13 protein-coding genes are annotated in these 16,706 nt (G+C 62.3%); all 13 read right to left on the reverse strand.

What is annotated here, in order from left to right; translation table 11 throughout:
* Window positions 1-43: 43 nt before the first annotated feature.
* The 13 genes from murG to F8C90_RS09185 all read right to left on the reverse strand — a co-directional run bounded on the left by murG (window position 44) and on the right by F8C90_RS09185 (window position 16,339).
* Complete coding sequence (murG, locus tag F8C90_RS09125) at window positions 44-1,165, reverse strand: undecaprenyldiphospho-muramoylpentapeptide beta-N-acetylglucosaminyltransferase (RefSeq protein WP_158050205.1); 1,122 nt, start codon at window positions 1,163-1,165, stop codon at window positions 44-46.
* Window positions 1,166-1,169: 4 nt separating this feature from the next.
* The gene (locus F8C90_RS09130) at window positions 1,170-2,516 is read right to left on the reverse strand and encodes an FtsW/RodA/SpoVE family cell cycle protein (RefSeq protein WP_158050206.1); all 1,347 of its coding nucleotides are present in this window, start codon (window positions 2,514-2,516) and stop codon (window positions 1,170-1,172) included.
* Window positions 2,517-2,530: 14 nt separating this feature from the next.
* Entirely contained in the window at window positions 2,531-4,030 is a 1,500-nt protein-coding gene (gene murD, locus F8C90_RS09135; protein WP_158050207.1) for a UDP-N-acetylmuramoyl-L-alanine--D-glutamate ligase, read from the reverse strand.
* Window positions 4,031-4,060: 30 nt separating this feature from the next.
* Window positions 4,061-5,098: a phospho-N-acetylmuramoyl-pentapeptide-transferase gene (mraY, locus tag F8C90_RS09140; protein WP_158050208.1), complete on the reverse strand. Its 1,038-nt coding sequence runs from the start codon at window positions 5,096-5,098 to the stop codon at window positions 4,061-4,063.
* A complete protein-coding gene (locus tag F8C90_RS09145) occupies window positions 5,098-6,567 on the reverse strand; it encodes a UDP-N-acetylmuramoyl-tripeptide--D-alanyl-D-alanine ligase (RefSeq protein ID WP_158050209.1) in 1,470 nt (489 codons plus the stop codon). The genes mraY and F8C90_RS09145 overlap by 1 nt, the downstream gene beginning before the upstream one ends.
* Before the next feature lies 1 nt (window position 6,568).
* The gene (locus tag F8C90_RS09150) at window positions 6,569-8,068 is read right to left on the reverse strand and encodes a UDP-N-acetylmuramoyl-L-alanyl-D-glutamate--2,6-diaminopimelate ligase (protein WP_158050210.1); all 1,500 of its coding nucleotides are present in this window, start codon (window positions 8,066-8,068) and stop codon (window positions 6,569-6,571) included.
* A 10-nt stretch (window positions 8,069-8,078) separates the two neighbouring features.
* Complete coding sequence (locus tag F8C90_RS09155; RefSeq protein WP_246155881.1) at window positions 8,079-9,731, reverse strand: peptidoglycan D,D-transpeptidase FtsI family protein; 1,653 nt, start codon at window positions 9,729-9,731, stop codon at window positions 8,079-8,081.
* A gap of 393 nt (window positions 9,732-10,124) precedes the next feature.
* A complete protein-coding gene (locus F8C90_RS09160) occupies window positions 10,125-10,580 on the reverse strand; it encodes a cell division protein FtsL (protein WP_158050212.1) in 456 nt (151 codons plus the stop codon).
* A 78-nt stretch (window positions 10,581-10,658) separates the two neighbouring features.
* The gene (gene rsmH / locus F8C90_RS09165) at window positions 10,659-11,615 is read right to left on the reverse strand and encodes a 16S rRNA (cytosine(1402)-N(4))-methyltransferase RsmH (RefSeq protein WP_158050219.1); all 957 of its coding nucleotides are present in this window, start codon (window positions 11,613-11,615) and stop codon (window positions 10,659-10,661) included.
* Between the two features lie 12 nt (window positions 11,616-11,627).
* Complete coding sequence (locus F8C90_RS09170) at window positions 11,628-12,122, reverse strand: division/cell wall cluster transcriptional repressor MraZ (RefSeq protein ID WP_158050213.1); 495 nt, start codon at window positions 12,120-12,122, stop codon at window positions 11,628-11,630.
* 278 nt (window positions 12,123-12,400) lie between these two features.
* The gene (locus F8C90_RS09175) at window positions 12,401-13,291 is read right to left on the reverse strand and encodes a site-specific tyrosine recombinase (protein WP_158050214.1); all 891 of its coding nucleotides are present in this window, start codon (window positions 13,289-13,291) and stop codon (window positions 12,401-12,403) included.
* Entirely contained in the window at window positions 13,284-14,891 is a 1,608-nt protein-coding gene (gene pyrG, locus F8C90_RS09180) for a CTP synthase (protein WP_158050215.1), read from the reverse strand. The genes F8C90_RS09175 and pyrG overlap by 8 nt, the downstream gene beginning before the upstream one ends.
* A 188-nt stretch (window positions 14,892-15,079) precedes the next feature.
* The gene (locus F8C90_RS09185) at window positions 15,080-16,339 is read right to left on the reverse strand and encodes an S-layer homology domain-containing protein (RefSeq protein ID WP_170264614.1); all 1,260 of its coding nucleotides are present in this window, start codon (window positions 16,337-16,339) and stop codon (window positions 15,080-15,082) included.
* Window positions 16,340-16,706 lie beyond the last annotated feature (367 nt).

The following is a 16,706-nucleotide window of genomic DNA, read 5'->3' on the forward strand; positions in this document are numbered from 1 at the left end:
AGTGATCGATCCCACCCGTTGGTTTCCCGTTATTCCAAAGAGCCTATTGTAGTCCATGGTTCGCCGAAGACGCGGCGCCCATCACAACATCAGCCAATTTCGACGCCGCATCGGCGGTCTTCTGCTCTCGAGCGGCCGCGGTCATGCCCGCGCGCAAATCCTCGTCGTCGATAAGCGAGAAGACGAGCTGCGCGAACTTGTCTGAGCCCACTTCAGCGTCGGGAATCATCTCCGCGCACCCCGCTGCAACATAGGCGCGGGCGTTCGTGGTCTGATGATCGGCTGTCGCATGGGGATACGGCACGAGCAGAGCCGGGATGGCGCGTGCCGAGATCTCGGCCAGGGAGGTCGCACCTGCGCGCGACACGATGGCGTCGGTCGCGGCAAGCGTCTCGCCCATGCGGTCCTGATACCCCATGACATGCCAGCGCTTCGCCTCCTCCTCGGTGAGCGCGAGCTCGGCGGTCGTGCGCTCAAGCTCCTTAGGGCCCGTGATATGCACGACATGCAGGTTCTCCCGCGAGAGCAGCTCGGACTTGAGCGCCGCGATACCCTCGTTGAGCTGGCGCGCGCCCAGGCTTCCGCCGAAAACGAGCAGCATGAGCGCATCGTCGGGTATCCCGAGCATCCGGCGGCCTTCCTCGCGCGTTGCAAGAAGCACCTTCTTGCGCACCGGGTTACCCGTCACGTGCACCTGAGTGGCAGCCGGAATGGCAACGCCCTCCTTCGCGCACTCGTAGGTCAGGCACACCGCACGTGCCTTCTTGGAAAGTTCCTTGTTCGCAAGGCCCATCACGGAGTTCTGCTCGTGGACGACCACGGGGATGCCCATCTGCTCGGCCGCGCGGGCGACCGGAATGGAGACATATCCGCCGAAGCCTACGACCGCGCTCGGCTCGATCTCGGCGAACCAGCGCTTGGCTTCCTTCGTCGAGTGCGAGATGAGCTTGAGCGCCTTCACGAGCGAGAGGGGATGTTTGCGGTTGAAACCGGACGCCTCGAAGGGCTGAAACGCGATGCCTGCTTCAGGCACAAGGCGCGATTCTACCCCGCGCGGCGTGCCGGCGAAACGCACCTCCACCCCCCGATCTTCAAGCACCTCGGCGAGCGCAAGCGCAGGATTGATATGGCCGGCGGTTCCCCCACCCGACAATACGACGAGCATTCGACTACCTCCTTCGAGAAGACGGCCGCCCTGCAGCCGTCCGAGATTCCGTGCGATTCGATGCGGTCCTCTGCCCACGGCCACCATCGTAGGACCGACCCCTCGTGGACCTGCGGGCCCCCGAGCGGGCGGCGTCCCGCGGGCTATCGCCCGTGCCATCTTCCTCGCGCCTGACAACGCGCAAACTCGAGCGGCGGCGATCGAACTCATCGGAGGAGGCCGCATCGCGCGATACGGACAGGATAAGCCCCACCATAATGAGCGACGCCAAGATGGATGAGCCTCCCGACGAGATGAACGGCAGGGGCTTGCCCGTCGTGGGGAACACGCCGATAGCGCACGCGATGTTCAAAAACGCCTGGAAAACGAGGGCAATTGTAAGCCCGCCCGCAATCATCATGGAGAAATCGTCGCGAGCCGATCGGGCAATAAGCGTACCGGTGTAGAGAACGCCCAGAAAGAGAGCGACGACGGCAAGGCAGCCGACCATGCCGAGCTCTTCACCGATGACCGCAAACACGAAGTCGCTATCGCTTGCGAAGAGATACTGGTACTTCTCATGCCCGTTACCGAGGCCGACGCCGAAGATGCCGCCTTCGGAAAACGCAAAATACGAGTGCATGATGTTGTAGCCGCTGCCGTAACCGCCCTGACCGTCGTCCCAAGGATTGAGGAAGGACCAGCGGTCAGCGCGATAGCCCGTGCCGAACATGGCGATTAGACCGAAAACGACGATTATGACAAGAATGATGGCGATGAATCCGATTGGAAGCTCACCGTACCACAGCACCGCAAGTACCGCAACGATGCAGATCATCGTGGTGCCCAGGTCGGACTGCGTTTTGTAGATGAGTGCAAGCGGCACTAGCACGAGCAGAGTGAAGCCGAGAGCGCAACGTCTCCCGCTGACCTCGCCCGAAACGAAATCGGTGTAGATGCGCGCGGAGACCAAGACGAACACGATCTTCGCGAACTCGGAGACCTGGATCGTCACAGGACCGAGACGCAGCCAGCGCTTAGCGCCGTAGTTGTCGACGCCGACGAGAGCCGTCAGCAAGATAACGACGACGAGCAGCGCTAATGCTGCCCAAAGCCACTTAGTTCTCCATATCGACACCGGAATGAAGCGGTAAATCGCGAACGCGATAAGCGCACCGAAAACGGCATACATCACCTGGTCGGTCAGGCTTTTGAGCGCATCGACCCCGTTGTTGATGTTCGAGATCGATCCCGCCGAGTACACCATCACGAACCCGATGAGCACGAGCGCGAGCACGCAGAGCAGAAAGCCGATGCGCGGGCCGTGTATCGATGCGGGGACGGCGTTGCGGGAACGCTGGGTTCTGGGCATGCGAAACTACCCCGCTATGCCTTAGCCGAGCGGACGGCGACGAGTTCCTTGAATACATCACCGCGCTGCTCGTAGCAGGTAAACTCGTCGAACGAGGAACATGCGGGGGAAAGCAAGAGCACGTCTCCCGGCGCAGCTGCCGCAAGGCCCGCGTCGAGCGCATCTTCCATATGATTCGCCGCAATGACGGCAAGCGTACCGTCCTCGCCCGAGCATTCGCCGCCGAAGGCCGCAAGGAAGCGCTCGCGCGCCTCACCGAAGATCACGACGGCCTTGGCGTGCTCATGAGCAGCGGCAACGAGCGGAGCAAGGTCCGTTCCCTTGTCGTGCCCGCCAAGCAGCACGATCGGACGCGCAGAGCCGAAGGCCGAGAAGGCCTTGAGCGTCGCGTCGACATTGGTTGCCTTGGAATCGTTGTAGCAGGCCACACCGGCAACGCTGCCGCAGGGCTCTATGCGATGCTCGAGCGGCGCGAAGGAGCGAAGCGATTGAGCGACGAGCGCATCGTCAACACCGAGCGCGATCGCGCAAGATGCCGCGACAAGAGCGTTCTCCGTGTTGTGATCGCCCTTGATTTGCAGGTCGGATGCAGCGCACAGCCGATGCTCCACGCCTTGAAACGAAACCGTGAGCACGCCGTCAGCTGAGACGAACGCGGCGTTCTCGGAGCCGCAGCGGGCACGCATGTCACCAGCGATTCCGTCTTTGGTGCCGACGGGAACGTAATCGAAGCCGCGCTCATCGGGCGTCGCGGAGCGCAACTCGCGGATGCGCGCGCGGACCGCGTCATCGGTCGCACAGAGGACGGCGGTGGAGTTCGGGGTTTGCGAGAGGTTCGCTATCACTTTCCACTTCGCCGCAGCATAAGCGTCAAGCGTCCCATGCCACTCGATGTGGTCAGGGGTGATGTTCAAAAGCACCGCAACGTTCGGGGCGAAGCGCGAAGTCGACTCGAGCTGGAAAGACGACACCTCGGCCACGTACACGTCGGTATCTCCCGCAGCCACGCGGGCAATGCAAGCGTCGCCGATGTTGCCGACTGCACGCGCCGCAAGACCTGCATCTTCGAGCAGATGGGCGGCGATTGACGTCGTAGTCGTCTTGCCGTTCGTGCCCGTAATGGCGACCCACGTGCTCGACTCGTCGGATTCGCGCCACGCGAACTCGACCTCGCTCACCAACTCGACGCTCGCCGCCTTCGCGGACTGGAAGAATTCAGAAATCTCGGGAATGCCCGGGCTCGCGATACACAAATCGAACGAGCCGCCGACAGCCTGCACAAGAGGGGCCACAGCGTCGTTTCCGAACTCAACCGCGGCGCCCGCCGCATTCGCCCGCTCGGCGTCGGCACGGGCCGCCGGAGTATCACCGCCCGCCGCCACGGCAAGCGCATCCACACGCGTGCCCAAAAGCGGCAACAGGTAATCGAGGGCCGCATGTCCGCTTTTGCCCAGTCCCAAAACAAGGACGCGCCCCAGATGCTCGGGCGCGTATTTCTTACCTTCGATCAGCATGGACGTTCCTTCCAAGAAAACCTGCATGCGCTACGCCACCGCCACAAGGGACTCGGCGAAGTAGATCGAGAAGCCGATTGCCGCTAATACGCCCGAAACGATCCAAAAGCGCACGACGACCTTCGTCTCGCTCCACCCTTTCTTCTCAAAGTGATGGTGCAAAGGCGCCATGAGGAATATGCGCTTGTGCGTCTTCTTGTAGTAGAACACCTGGATCATGACGGAGAGCGCCTCGGCGACGAACAAGCCGCCGATGATGACCGACACGAACTCGGTCTTGGTGAAGACGGCAAGGCAACCGAGCGCCATGCCAAGCGCAAGCGAGCCTGTGTCGCCCATGAAGATATCGGCTGGATAAGAGTTGAACCACAAAAACCCGATGCATGCGCCGGCAAGCGCACCGGCCACGATGGCAGAGTCGAGCGCGTCGGTGCGGTAGGCAATCGCCGCCATGACGATCATGACGATCATGACCGTGCCAGCGGCCAAACCGTCAAGGCCGTCGGTCAAGTTCACAGCATTGCACATGCCCACGAGCAGGATGTTCACGAAGATAAGATAGAGCCACGGGATGGAGAAGTCGCCAATCTGCGTGGTCAGAATGCCAAAGTCGAGGTTCACGATAAACGGGATGTCGACGGTGGGCTCGATGCCGAGGAAATTCACCGCGACAAGACAGAAGACCGTCGCGATGAGGAACTGCCCGATAAGCTTCGCCTTCGGGGTAAGCCCGAGAGAGCGTTCCTTCACGACCTTCTCGCCGTCGTCGGCAAGACCGAGGGCACCGGCAAGCACCGTCGCGATGACGAGGGCGAATGTCTCGGGCGAGGGCGAGCCGATGAGCAGCACCGTGGCCACGACTGCGATCAGCATGATAAGTCCGCCCATCGTCGGCGTGCCCTGCTTCACGAGATGGCTTTCGGGGCCGTCGGCGCGAACCTGTTGGCCGATATGGTACGAGCGAAGCGCGCGAATGAACGCCGGCATGAGCACCATCGTGATCACGATAGAAAGCACGACGGCGAGGAACACGACAAACGTGGGATATTGCGAGAATATGTTGAACATCAGTCGACCAATCCTTCAACGACCCTCTCGAGACCAACGGAATGCGACGCCTTCACGAGCACCGCGTCCCCTGGCCCGACGAGTCCCTTTACAACTTCAAGCGCACCCGCTGCGTCAGCAGTGCGGAAAACACGATCTTCGGGCATGCCGCCCTCTTCGGCGGCCTCGGCGATAAGGGACCCCAAATCGCCCACGCTCACGAGCCGATCTATGCCGAGCGCCGCCGCAAGAGCACCCATCTCACGATGGCCCGCAGGACCGAAATCCCCCAGCTCGCCCATGTCACCGAGCACAGCGATGCGGGAACCCGTGACGTGCATCGCGGCGAAAGTATTGAGCGCCGCGCGCATGGAATCGGGGTTCGCATTGTACGCATCGTTCACAACCGTGAAGCCCTCGCGCGCCGTGAGCATCTCCTGACGCCCCGACTCGGGCTTGGCAGCGCCGAGCGCCTCGACGATCACCTCGAGGGAAAGCCCCGCAGCGAGGCCGACCGCCGCCGCAGCACACGCGTTGTGGACGTTGTGCAGGCCGGAGAGCGCAAGCGAGCAGGTAGCGCTCTCGCATCCCGCATCGCCCGAGAACCCACGCGCGAAAAGGGTAAACGAAGCACGGCCCGCATCGTCGAGCGAGATATCAGACGCCCAAACCGCGCGCCCCGCACGCCAGCCGCGAGCCGCATCCTCACGATAAGCACCCGACCCGTCGAAGCACACCGCGCCGACTCCGCGCTCGGCCCCCCGAGCGCACTCCCACACGAAGTCCGACATATCGTCGGCGCCGTTCAGAAAAGCAACACCGCCTTCGGGAAGCGCGGCGATGAGCTCGGATTTGGCGCGCGCGATGTTCTCGCGGCTGCCCAGCAGCTCGATGTGGCTCTCGCCGACCTGGGTGACAATTCCCCAATCGGGGCGCACGAAGGAACACAGCGAATCGATCTGGCCGCTGCCGCGCATGCCCATCTCAACCACAACGTTGAGAGTGTCGGCATCGGCGGCAAGCAACGTGTTCGGCACGCCGAGCTCGTTGTTCTGGTTGCCGCGCGTAGCCGTAACGCTCCCTGCGCATGCGAGCACGTCGCGCACGAGGTTTTTGGTTGTTGTCTTGCCGTTCGAGCCGGTAAGGCCCACGATCCGACCCTGCAAGCGCCCGCGCCATACGCGAGCGAGATCGGTGATGGCGACCTGCGCGTCATCCACAAGAAGAATCGCCGCCCCGAGCTCTTGCACGCGGGCAACCACCTCATCGGGGAGGGACCGCGTGACGAGCACGCAGCGCGCGCCTGCGGAAACGGCGGCGAGAACGTAATCGTGCCCGTCGACTCGTTCGCCAGCAAGCGCGACATAGAGCGAGCCCTCGCTGGCAGTGCGGGAATCCCACGTAACGGACGCAATCTGAGCATCCGGGTTCGGAGCCGCGACAATGCGCGCAGAGACCGCCTCTGCGATTTCGGTTACGGAAAGTTGCAAGCTAGTTCGCCTCCGCTGCAGCGCCAACAAAACGGCGCTCAAGTTCCTCGCGCGCAACGACGCGGTCGTCGAAGGACAAGACCTCGTCGCCTACAAGCTGGTAATCCTCATGCCCCTTGCCAGCGATGAGAACCGACGTGTTCGCGTCGGCAAGCTCAATCGCGCGGCGAATCGCGCTGCGGCGATCGGGCACGATTTCGTACTTGTCCTGGGAATCGCCCATACCGGCAACGATGTCGGCGATGATGGCGTCGGGGTTCTCGTGGCGCGGGTTGTCGCTCGTGACGATGGCATAGTCCGCAGCAAGGGCCTTCTTTCCCATGAGCGGTCGCTTCCCCGCATCGCGGTTGCCGCCGCAGCCGAAGACGACGATCGTGCGGCCGTGGCCGAGCGCCATGATGGAGCCGAGCGCCTTCTCAAGCGCATCGGGGGTGTGTGCATAGTCGACGTATACCGACACGCCGCCGTCGTGGGGCGTGCGCACACGCTCAAGGCGACCTGGCACGGGGCTGGCGTCCTCCAGCGATTTCGCGATATCGGCCGCAGGGATGCCCAGCATGAGGCCGACGCCGAAGGCCGTCATGATGTTGGAAACGTTGAAGCGCCCGACGAGCGGGTAGGAGAACGCGGTTTCCTCGCCGCGAACGGACAGCACGACATCGGTTCTCGCCACGCCGTAGTCGACCTTCACGGGGTGAATAGCCGCCGACTCATCAAAGCCGGTCGTCACCACCATGTCGCCCGCCTCCGTGCAACGGCGGTTAAGCTCGGCTCCCCACTTGTCATCGATACAGATGACGCGGCGAGCCGGATAGTCGTGTGAGAACAGCAGCGCCTTCGCCTCGAAGTACGCCTCGAACGTGTGGTGGTAGTCGAGGTGGTCCTGCGTCAGGTTGGTGAACGCCGTCACCGAGAAACGCGTATCCCACGTGCGGCACAAATCGAGCGCATGGGAGCTGACCTCCATGGCAACGCAATCGCATTTCGCATCGCGCATGCGCGCGAACAGGTGCTGTAAGTCGCTCGACTCGGGAGTGGTGTGCTCGGACTTCTCGTGCACATCGCCGATGGTTGTCCCAACGGTGCCGATGACGCCCGTCTTTTTCCCCGCCATGCGCGCAATGTGCTCGACGAGGTAGGTTGTGGTGGTCTTGCCGTTGGTTCCCGTGACGCCAACGAGCGAGAAGGCGCGCGAAGGGTTGTCGTAGAACTGCGCGGCGGCATAGGCGAGCGCCTTGCGCGAGTCGGCGACGACGACCTCGGTCACGTCGGTCGCATCGGCCAGGTAGAGCTTGCGCTCCACGATGAGCACCTTCGCACCGCGGTCAATCGCGTCCTGCGCGAAAGAATGTCCGTCCACAGCGAGGCCCACGATGCAGAAGAACGCATCGCCGGGCTGCACGCGATTGGAGCGATAGGCGATGCCCGAAACCTCTTCAGATGGATTGCCGAGAATGGTGCAATTGAAGCCTTCGAATAAATCCGCACACGTTTTGGCCATGTTGTCTACCTCACTCCGGCTGAATCTTATATCGATCGATGGCAAAGGCCATTATATCCTTAAAAACATTCGACACGTTTCCTTGGCTTGGGACCTCATTGAGTCCCACAAAACAAACTAATTGGCTCGACGAGTCGGGCAAAAATCCCTCGAAGCACAGGTTGTAGACTCCCTGGCGGTACACGCCGCCCTCCGCGATTTCCGCAGTCGAGGTCTTGCCCGCCACCGAATAGCCGTCTATCTGGGCATTTTTACCCGTACCATCGGTGACCACCGTTTTCAGCATGTCGGTGATAGTCGGAATGGCGGCCTTGTTCTCGATCACGTCCTCGGTGTCGTAGGTAGGAACCTCACCCGTCTGCGGCTTGCTCACCAAGAAGTGAGGCGTCACCTCGACCCCGTCGTTGGCAAGCGCACCGTAGAACCGCACGAGCTGGAGCGGCGTCACCGCGACGCCCTGGCCGAAGCTCACGTTCCATCCCGTGATCGTGGCCCAATTCTCAAGCGGCTGGAGCGTGCCCGAGGCCTCACCCGGGTAGTCGACGCCCGTCTTCTCGCAGAGGTTGTACTTCTGGATATGCTCGTAGAGCTTGGTGAACCCGTCAGTCATCTTCTGCACCGAAAGCGAGATACCGACGTTTGAGGACTGGTCGAGAATTTGGCGGAACGAGAAGGTCTGGTCGGAACGCTCGTGCGCGTCGGAGACCTTGTAGCCGTCGGCCTCGATTACCGCGGGACAGAAGAGCGTGTCGTCAGGCGTCATTGCCCCTTCTTCCAAGATGGTCGTTGCCGACACCGTCTTGAACACCGAACCCGGCTCGAAGGCTTGCGTGATTGGTTTTACCTGGTCGGAACTAGATTTCGCGCTTGTCATGTCGGAGGGGTCCATATAGGGCAACGAGGCGATGGCGTAGATTTCGCCTGTACCCGCATCCATCACGACCGAGGAGCCGCCGGCGGCGGTCATGTTCTCGGCGGCCTCGGCGACGCGATTCTCCACATACTCCTGCAGCTCGATGTCGATCGAGATCATGATGTCCTGGCCGTCGACCGCAGGCGTCTCCTCCTTGACGCCGCCGGGGATGGGAAGGCCGTTTTCCCCGCGCTCGGCGGTGTAGGAGCCCGGCGTGCCGGAGAGAATGTCGTTGTATTGCAGCTCAAGACCCGTGATGCCCTCGCCGTCGACATTGCAGTAGCCGATAATCTGGCCGCCGATCTGCCCGCAGGGGTACTCGCGCCGCGTGTCGGCGATGAAGTAGACGCCATCGAGGGCAAGCTTCTTCACCTCGGCGGCGGCATCGACATCCGCCTGGCGCTTCACGTAGACGAACGTGGTGGACTCCTTCGAAAGCAGTTCCCGGTACGTCGACGCGTCGCCGCCGAGCACGTTGGCGATGGCCTGCGCCTCCGCCGCCGCATCGGTGACTTCGGCAGGGTTCGCATAGATTGTCGTCGCATCGACGCTCTTCGCGAGCACCGTACCATTGCGGTCGTAGATCGTGCCTCGGTGGGGTGTGGTGGTGAACGAAATCGTGCGCGCCTCTTCGGCCATGGCCGAATAATGGGCCGACTCGATGACCTGGAGATATCCCAAGCGCAGGAAGAAAACTGCGGCAATGGCGGCAAAGATAAGCAGAAGGACGAAGGGGCGGTTCGAATTCACCCTCTCGGCAGTATGGCTTGCGTTGATTCGCTCGGCAGCGCCGCCAACCGCTCTCCCAATGGAGCCGCCAACGGTACCGACGGTGCCGATGATACTGGAAAGCGTGCTTTGGGAAGAAGCCGCCCCGCGAGGGGAACGCTCATCGCGGGTACCGCGCGCGCCTCTCGCATCGCGAGCCGACCGCGACGAGCCCGCCTCGCGCGATGAACGTGAAGTGCGTGATGAGGAGGACCCGCGATGCGAGCGCTCACCCAGACGGGAGGAACCCCTGCCCTGCGAGCGGGTACGGGACGATCGCCCCTCACTGTGAGAAGTATTCGCCCTCCCCTCTTCGCGCCTGCGGGAATAATCCCCGTCGCGCATGTCGCGTCTGCGGTCGGCCATATCCGCCCGCTAGCTCCGCGCGGCAGCGGCCAGACTCTGGGAAAGCGAGAGATTGCCCGAGCCGTCGGTCGCGACGATGTCTTCGGGCAGCACAATTTTGCTGGTCGACTCGGGCGCAGCCATGCCAAGGGCGGTCGCCTCGGATTTGATGCGGGAGGGATTGGAAAGGCTGCTCTGCGCCACCTCGAGGGAGCTACCCTCGGAGCGCGCGGTGTCGATAAGGCTGTCGTAGCTCTTCGACTCGATTTCGACATTGACGGCGGCGGCAGTAAGCGCGATGCGGGCGAAGGCCACGAGCGCAAGCACCACAAGGGCTGCCGCCACCACTCGGGCGAGCGCGACGATCGCCGGGGAAAGCGTCTCGACATGGGGCTTGCCACCAGGAACGACAGAGATGCGGGGGCGTTCAGGGTAACGCTCGGGCACTCGCTCTGCGGCGCGCGTATATGCAGGAACAGCGCTCATGCCCCACCCCTTTCTTTCGTATAATCGGCATTTCAGGCAACGACGCCCCCGAAGGGGCGACGTGGGTTCGCTATTCGGTTAGAGCTTCTGCGCGACGCGTAGCTTCGCGCTGCGGGCCCGAGGGTTGCTCTCTATCTCCTCAGGCGTCGGAAGTATGGGCTTCCGCGTGACAACCTTGAGTATCGGCTCTTTCCCGCACACGCAGACCGGCAGGTCCGGCGGGCAAGTGCACCGGTTCGCCATCGAGGCGAACGTGTCCTTCACAATCCTGTCTTCCAGCGAGTGATAGCTGATGACGGCTATCCTGCCTTTCGGATTCAGCCAGCGAATGGCGGCGTCCAAACCTCGACGCAGCACATCCAGCTCCGAGTTGACTTCAATCCGAAGAGCCTGGAAGGTTCGTTTCGCGGGATGCCCGCCTGCGCGCCTGGCCGAGGCGGGGATGGCGGCCTTGATGACCTCCACCAGCTGGCCGCTGGTCTCGAATGGCTCCTTCTCGCGCTCGCGCACGATGAAGTCGGCGATTCTCGATGCCCACTTCTCGTCCGAATAGGCGCGGATTATCCGAGTGAGATCTGCTGCGTTGTAGGTGTTGACGATCTCTGCTGCGGTTTGAGTTTGTGTACTCGGATCCATCCGCATGTCAAGGGGGGCTTCTTCTTTAAAGGAGAAGCCGCGTGACGGCGTATCGATCTGCACGGAGGAAACACCGAGATCGAACAGGATAGCGTCGATTCCGGGCACCTCGGCAGAGGTGAGAAGTCCATCGAGTTCCCCGAAGTTGCCGTGAAGCAATTCGAGCGCGGGGCGGGTTTGCTCCGGCAGCGACTCAAGCTTCTTGCGAGCGGCGGCAAGCGCCACTTCGTCTTGGTCGATACCGATGAGAGTCCCCTCGTGCCCAAGCCGCTTCGCGACTTCGAAGGAATGCCCTGCCCCGCCGAGCGTGGCGTCCACGAACGTGTGCTGTGTTTGTAGTGTAAGTTGTTCGAGGCACTCGGCGAGCAGGACCGGTGTGTGCCGATATTCGCTTGTCATTTCGCTCACGTCTTACTCCGCAAGGTCGAGCAACATCGAGATGTCGGTGTCGTCGATCACTTCGTCGTAACGCTTCGCGTCCCAGATCTCGAATCGACCGGTGTTGCCGATGACGACGACGTCCTTGTCGATCCCGCATTTCTCGCGGGCATCGGCGGGAAGCATGATGCGGCCGGTCTTGTCGACCTCCACGTCCTTCGCAAGCGACTTGAGCTTCAGCATGATGTGCCGGCACTCGCGCTTGGTGGGGTGCTTCTTCTCGACGAACGAATCGAACAGCTTGGTGATCCATGCCTCGAAATCGGGCGTTTCGAACACGTAAAGGCATTCGTTGTCCAGATCCCTGGCGACGACGAGCTGGGTTGAAAGCACTTTTCGGAATTTCGCGGGGAGAGACACGCGGCCTTTGCCGTCGACCTTGAAGCGGTATTCGCCGTTGAGAACCACGTCGCGACGCGGCGCGACCTCTTCGGCTACCTCCTCGATCTGTTTGGCATCGTCCGTCATCTGTTCCCTTCGAAACCCTGCAGTGGCTTCCAATGCATTGCATTCTATCCCACAATCTCCCACTTTTCAATCATTTCATGGGATTCGATGCTCATTTTGGACGCTCTGAGCTGCACCGTCTTCATTGGACGCGTCGTGCAGCGCAAGATATGGGGCGGAAAAATAAAAGAGCCCAAGATATGGGCTGTGCATCGCGGTGGGGCGATGTGGGGGGTTTGTGTGGGTGTGGGAGAAAGTGGGGCGAGCGGCAGAGCAGCGAAGCGCGATGGGGCATCCACCTATGCGCGCGGGTGCGCCGCGAGATATTCCTCGCGGATATGCGAGCGGTCGACATGCGTGTAGATCTGAGTCGTCGAGATATCGGAGTGGCCGAGCATCTCCTGGATAGCTCGCAGATCGGCCCCTCCCTCGAGGAGATGAGTCGCAAAAGAATGGCGCAGCGTATGAGGATGCAAGTTCGTGACGCCGATGGAAAGCCCGGCGCGTGCGACGATCTTGTGCAGGCTCTGCCGCGTGATTCTCCCGCCGCGCACATTCAGAAACACCGCACCGCTCGATTTCCCGCGCCCTCCGTCGAGAATCCGGCGCGCGTCGTCGAGATACATCGACAGCGTGCGCAGCGCGGCACCGGAGATGGGGGCAACACGCTCCTTGTCGCCCTTCCCCCGAATGCGAAGATACCCCTCGTCAAGCGCGAGGTCGGCGAGGTTCAAACCGCATGCCTCGCTCGCGCGCAGGCCGCACCCGTAGAGCACCTCGAGCAGGGCGTGGTCGCGCAAGGAGGCGGGCGTGGAATCATCAGTGCGCTCCATAAGCGCGCTCACCTGGGCGATCGAGAGGACATCAGGCAAGCGGTCGGGAGTTTTGGGCACGGCGATCAGGTCAGCGGGACTCGTGGCGATAACCTCTTCCCTCACAAGATAGCGGTAGAGCCCCTTGATCGCCGAAAGCCGACGCTTCACCAACGTGGGAGCGAACCCACGCTCGGAAAGGTCGGCTTCGTAGGCAGCGAGCGCCGCACGATCGGCATCGACAACGGACCCCAGCCGATTGCGCCCCAGAAACGACGCGTAATCAGCGAGGTCGCGCCCGTATGCCTCGATCGTCCGCGGCGAGCGCCCGCGCTCAATGCGCAGACAGGTCAGGTATTCCGAAATCGGATCAACCACGATATTTGCCGATCGCGGCGGCGTGCACAAAAGCGCTGAACAGCGGATGGGGACGTGTCGGGCGGCTCTTGAACTCGGGATGGCCCTGGCTCGCAACGAACCACGGGTGATCGGGAAGCTCGATCATCTCAGTCAGGCGGCCATCGGGCGACACGCCGGAGATGACGAGGCCGGCATCCTGAAGGCGATCGCGGAAGGCGTTGTTCACCTCGTAGCGATGGCGATGGCGCTCGTAGATGATCTCCTCGCCGTACGCCTCGAACGCGCGCGAGCCCGGCGACACCTTGCAGGGGTAGGCGCCCAGGCGCATGGTGCCGCCCTTGTCCTCGATGTCCTCCTGCTCGGGCATAAGGTCGATCACGGGGTATTCCGCCTGCTCGTCGAATTCGGCCGACGTGGCGCCCGGCATACCGGCAACATCGCGGGCGAACTCGCATACCGCCGCCTGAAGCCCCAGGCAGATGCCGAGGAACGGAACCTTGTGCACGCGGGCATAGCGCGCTGCGGCGATCTTCCCCTCGAAGGCGCGCTGACCGAAGCCGCCCGGCACGAGAATGCCGTCCATCGAGCCGAGCGTCTCCTCGGCGTTGTCGTCGGTGAGCTCCTCGCCATCGATAAGATGCACTTCCACGTGGCGTCCCTCGTGGACGCCCGCATGCCCGAGCGCCTCGATGACGGAGAGATACGCGTCCGGAAGCGAAACGTACTTGCCCACGACCGCAATGTCGACCTGGCCCTCGCAGTTGTCCGCCGCCTCGAGGAACGACTTCAGCGGCGTCAGGTCGATCGGGCGCACCTCAAGCCCGAGCTTGTCGAGGACCTTCACGTCGAAACCCTGCTCATCGAGAGCAAGCGGCACCTCGTAGATGGACGGCGAGTCGACGCAGGCGAGCACGTCCTCGGTCGCCACGTCGCAGAACAGCGCGATCTTCTCGCGCACCTTGTCGGTAATCTCGTGGTCGGAGCGGCACACGATGAAATCGGGCTGCACGCCGATGGAACGCAGCTCCTTCACGGAATGCTGCGTCGGCTTGGTCTTCACCTCGTGGGCTGCGGCGATGTAGGGAACGAGCGTCACGTGCACGAAGAGCACATCGCCCGGGTCCTTCTCTTTCTTAAACTGGCGGGCAGCTTCGATGAACGGCTGGGACTCGATGTCGCCGATCGTGCCGCCGATCTCGGAGATGACGATGTCGGCGTTCGATTGGGAAGCAATGCGGCGCAGACGTTCCTTGATAGCCTCGGTCACATGCGGGATGACCTGCACGGTTCCGCCGAGGAAGTCGCCGCGGCGCTCGCGCGCGATAAGCGTCTGGTAGATGGAACCCTGTGTGAAGTTGGACTCGCGCGAAAGGGACTCGTCGATGAAGCGCTCGTAATGGCCCAGGTCGAGGTCGCCTTCGTGGCCGTCATCGGTAACGAAGACCTCGCCATGCTGGAACGGGCTCATGGTGCCCGGATCGACGTTCAAGTACGGGTCCATCTTCTGCATGGTCACCTTGTAGCCGCGCGCCTTGAGCAGATGCCCCAAAGACGCCGCCGTGATGCCCTTGCCCAATGATGAGACAACGCCGCCCGTCACGAAAATATGCTTGGCCATGATTCTCCTTCTGCTGCGCAACCGAAATGCTATCCAACCTCATGAGTTACGGCCTCAGGCTGCGCGAGCCGATACGCTCGGACGCGGCCAGGCGAACTCCAAACGTTCGTTCATTTTACTCGAAAGGAAAAATCGCGCGGGGAGCGCGCCTGGCATTTAACACATCAGTAACGAAGAAGAGCGGCGCACTACCCCAGTGCCAGAACGTCGCGCGCAAGGACGGTGACCATCTTCGCCGTCGCCGCACGATCGGCCACGAATTGCGGAAGCGCATTGTTCGAGTCGTTCGCGGGCGAGCCCGTCAAAACGCCCGCCTGGGCGCACCAGGCAACCGCATCGCGCGCCCAAGGCGAGATCGCGTCCGCGTCATCGAAGATGTCCAGGTTCGACTGGTCGGCTGCGGTGTTCGCACCTGCAATCTTGTTTGCGTAGTTCGCGATCATCTTGGCGAGCTGCTCGCGCGAGACCTCCATGTCGGGCGCGAAATCGTTCGTCCCGTCCCACCCGTTCACGACGCCGACCTCGCGTGCCCAGGTAAGCGCCTGGCCGTAGAAGTCCTCGTAGTTCGCATCATCGAATTGAGGCTTTTCAGAAGCGACCTGGGGCTTGCCCGCCACGCGCCAAAGAATGGTTACCGCCTCGGAGCGCCGCAAGCCGTTCGCAGGCCCGAACAGGGTCGTGCCCGCATAGCCAGTGATGTAGCCGTGGTCGAAGACGTAATCGACGACGCCCGAGTCAACGAACCAGTCGCCGTAGAAGCAGTCGCTGAAATGCTCGGAGGGAACACGCCCGTCGTCGACGTCGGCCGACGCATAGGAAATGCGCACGTTGCCCATCCAATCGCCGTAGCGCAGCGTGAGCCCGCGCGAGGAGAGAGACTCGGGCTCAAGACCGGAAGTCCTATCAGGGTCTAAGATGATGAAGTTGTCGGTGGAGAGATTGTCCGGGTTGTCCACGCCCTCGTAGCCGATGACAGTGACCCAGTGCTGCGAGCCGCTTCCCGTGGTCACGTAGAGGACGACCGGGTGACCATCGTTGATGGCATTATAAAGCGCACGCAGCACCTCGGACTCGCTCCCGATGACGCGGCAGTCGAACTCGTCGGTCATGTTCTTGCCGTAAAACCCGCTCTCGCCATAGGCGCCGCCGTTGTAGTCGAACTCCGCCCACGTGTGCACCGTGCCCGTCGTGATGGTCTTCGCGTACGCCGCGGCGTAGCCCAAACACGACCCGCCCGTGTGCTGAAGCCCCACCTGATTGATGAGGGCCTGGTCGAACTTGAGCATGCGCCCGTTCGACTGCAACGCGATGCGAGCCTCGCCCGCATCCAACGAGGAGCCATCGCTTGCCGCCAGAGCGACAGGCGGAAGGGAGAGCGCGGAAGCGAGGGCTATCGTGCAGGTGACGGCGACGGGGCCCTTGAGAAAGCGAGACGGTCGAGAAGCCATGAAACCTCTTATCCGGACGAAAGGCCGCGCCCCTCGTCCTGCAGCGGGAATTCGCAAACCCGCCGATCGCGAGAACATAAAACAGCGTCGATTGTAGCATGAGAGCCCCTCGCCACCGCCCTCGCCTGCGTGCCCCCTCCATAACGCCAGGTGAAAACCTCTTCACCCCGCAAGGACCGCAAGAAAGGCCCCACTCGTGCGTCCCATTCCCGACCATCGACACCCCACGACGGAGGCGAGTGGTAGTGTCCCGAATGTTGGTGTAGAGCTCGGTTCTCGAGGGTAGCCGCAGGCTGCCCGAGGAGCCGAGAATCACCTAGAATGCCGTCATTCTAGCGCATGCTACGCCGCCTTCCTGCCGGGAATC

This window comes from Ellagibacter isourolithinifaciens (assembly GCF_008831035.1).
Taxonomy (GTDB): domain Bacteria; phylum Actinomycetota; class Coriobacteriia; order Coriobacteriales; family Eggerthellaceae; genus Ellagibacter; species Ellagibacter isourolithinifaciens.

Excerpts from the sequence above, each read along its gene's own strand:
- murG (WP_158050205.1), bottom strand. The coding sequence starts at position 1,165 with ATGCTCGTCGTATTGTCGGGTGGGGGAACCGCCGGCCATATCAATCCT.
- F8C90_RS09130 (WP_158050206.1), bottom strand. The coding sequence starts at position 2,516 with ATGCCCAGAACCCAGCGTTCCCGCAACGCCGTCCCCGCATCGATACAC.
- murD (WP_158050207.1), bottom strand. The coding sequence starts at position 4,030 with ATGCTGATCGAAGGTAAGAAATACGCGCCCGAGCATCTGGGGCGCGTC.
- mraY (WP_158050208.1), bottom strand. The coding sequence starts at position 5,098 with ATGTTCAACATATTCTCGCAATATCCCACGTTTGTCGTGTTCCTCGCC.
- F8C90_RS09150 (WP_158050210.1), bottom strand. The coding sequence starts at position 8,068 with ATGGCCAAAACGTGTGCGGATTTATTCGAAGGCTTCAATTGCACCATT.
- F8C90_RS09160 (WP_158050212.1), bottom strand. The coding sequence starts at position 10,580 with ATGAGCGCTGTTCCTGCATATACGCGCGCCGCAGAGCGAGTGCCCGAG.
- rsmH (WP_158050219.1), bottom strand. The coding sequence starts at position 11,615 with ATGACAAGCGAATATCGGCACACACCGGTCCTGCTCGCCGAGTGCCTC.
- F8C90_RS09170 (WP_158050213.1), bottom strand. The coding sequence starts at position 12,122 with ATGACGGACGATGCCAAACAGATCGAGGAGGTAGCCGAAGAGGTCGCG.
- pyrG (WP_158050215.1), bottom strand. The coding sequence starts at position 14,891 with ATGGCCAAGCATATTTTCGTGACGGGCGGCGTTGTCTCATCATTGGGC.
- F8C90_RS09185 (WP_170264614.1), bottom strand. The coding sequence starts at position 16,339 with ATGGCTTCTCGACCGTCTCGCTTTCTCAAGGGCCCCGTCGCCGTCACC.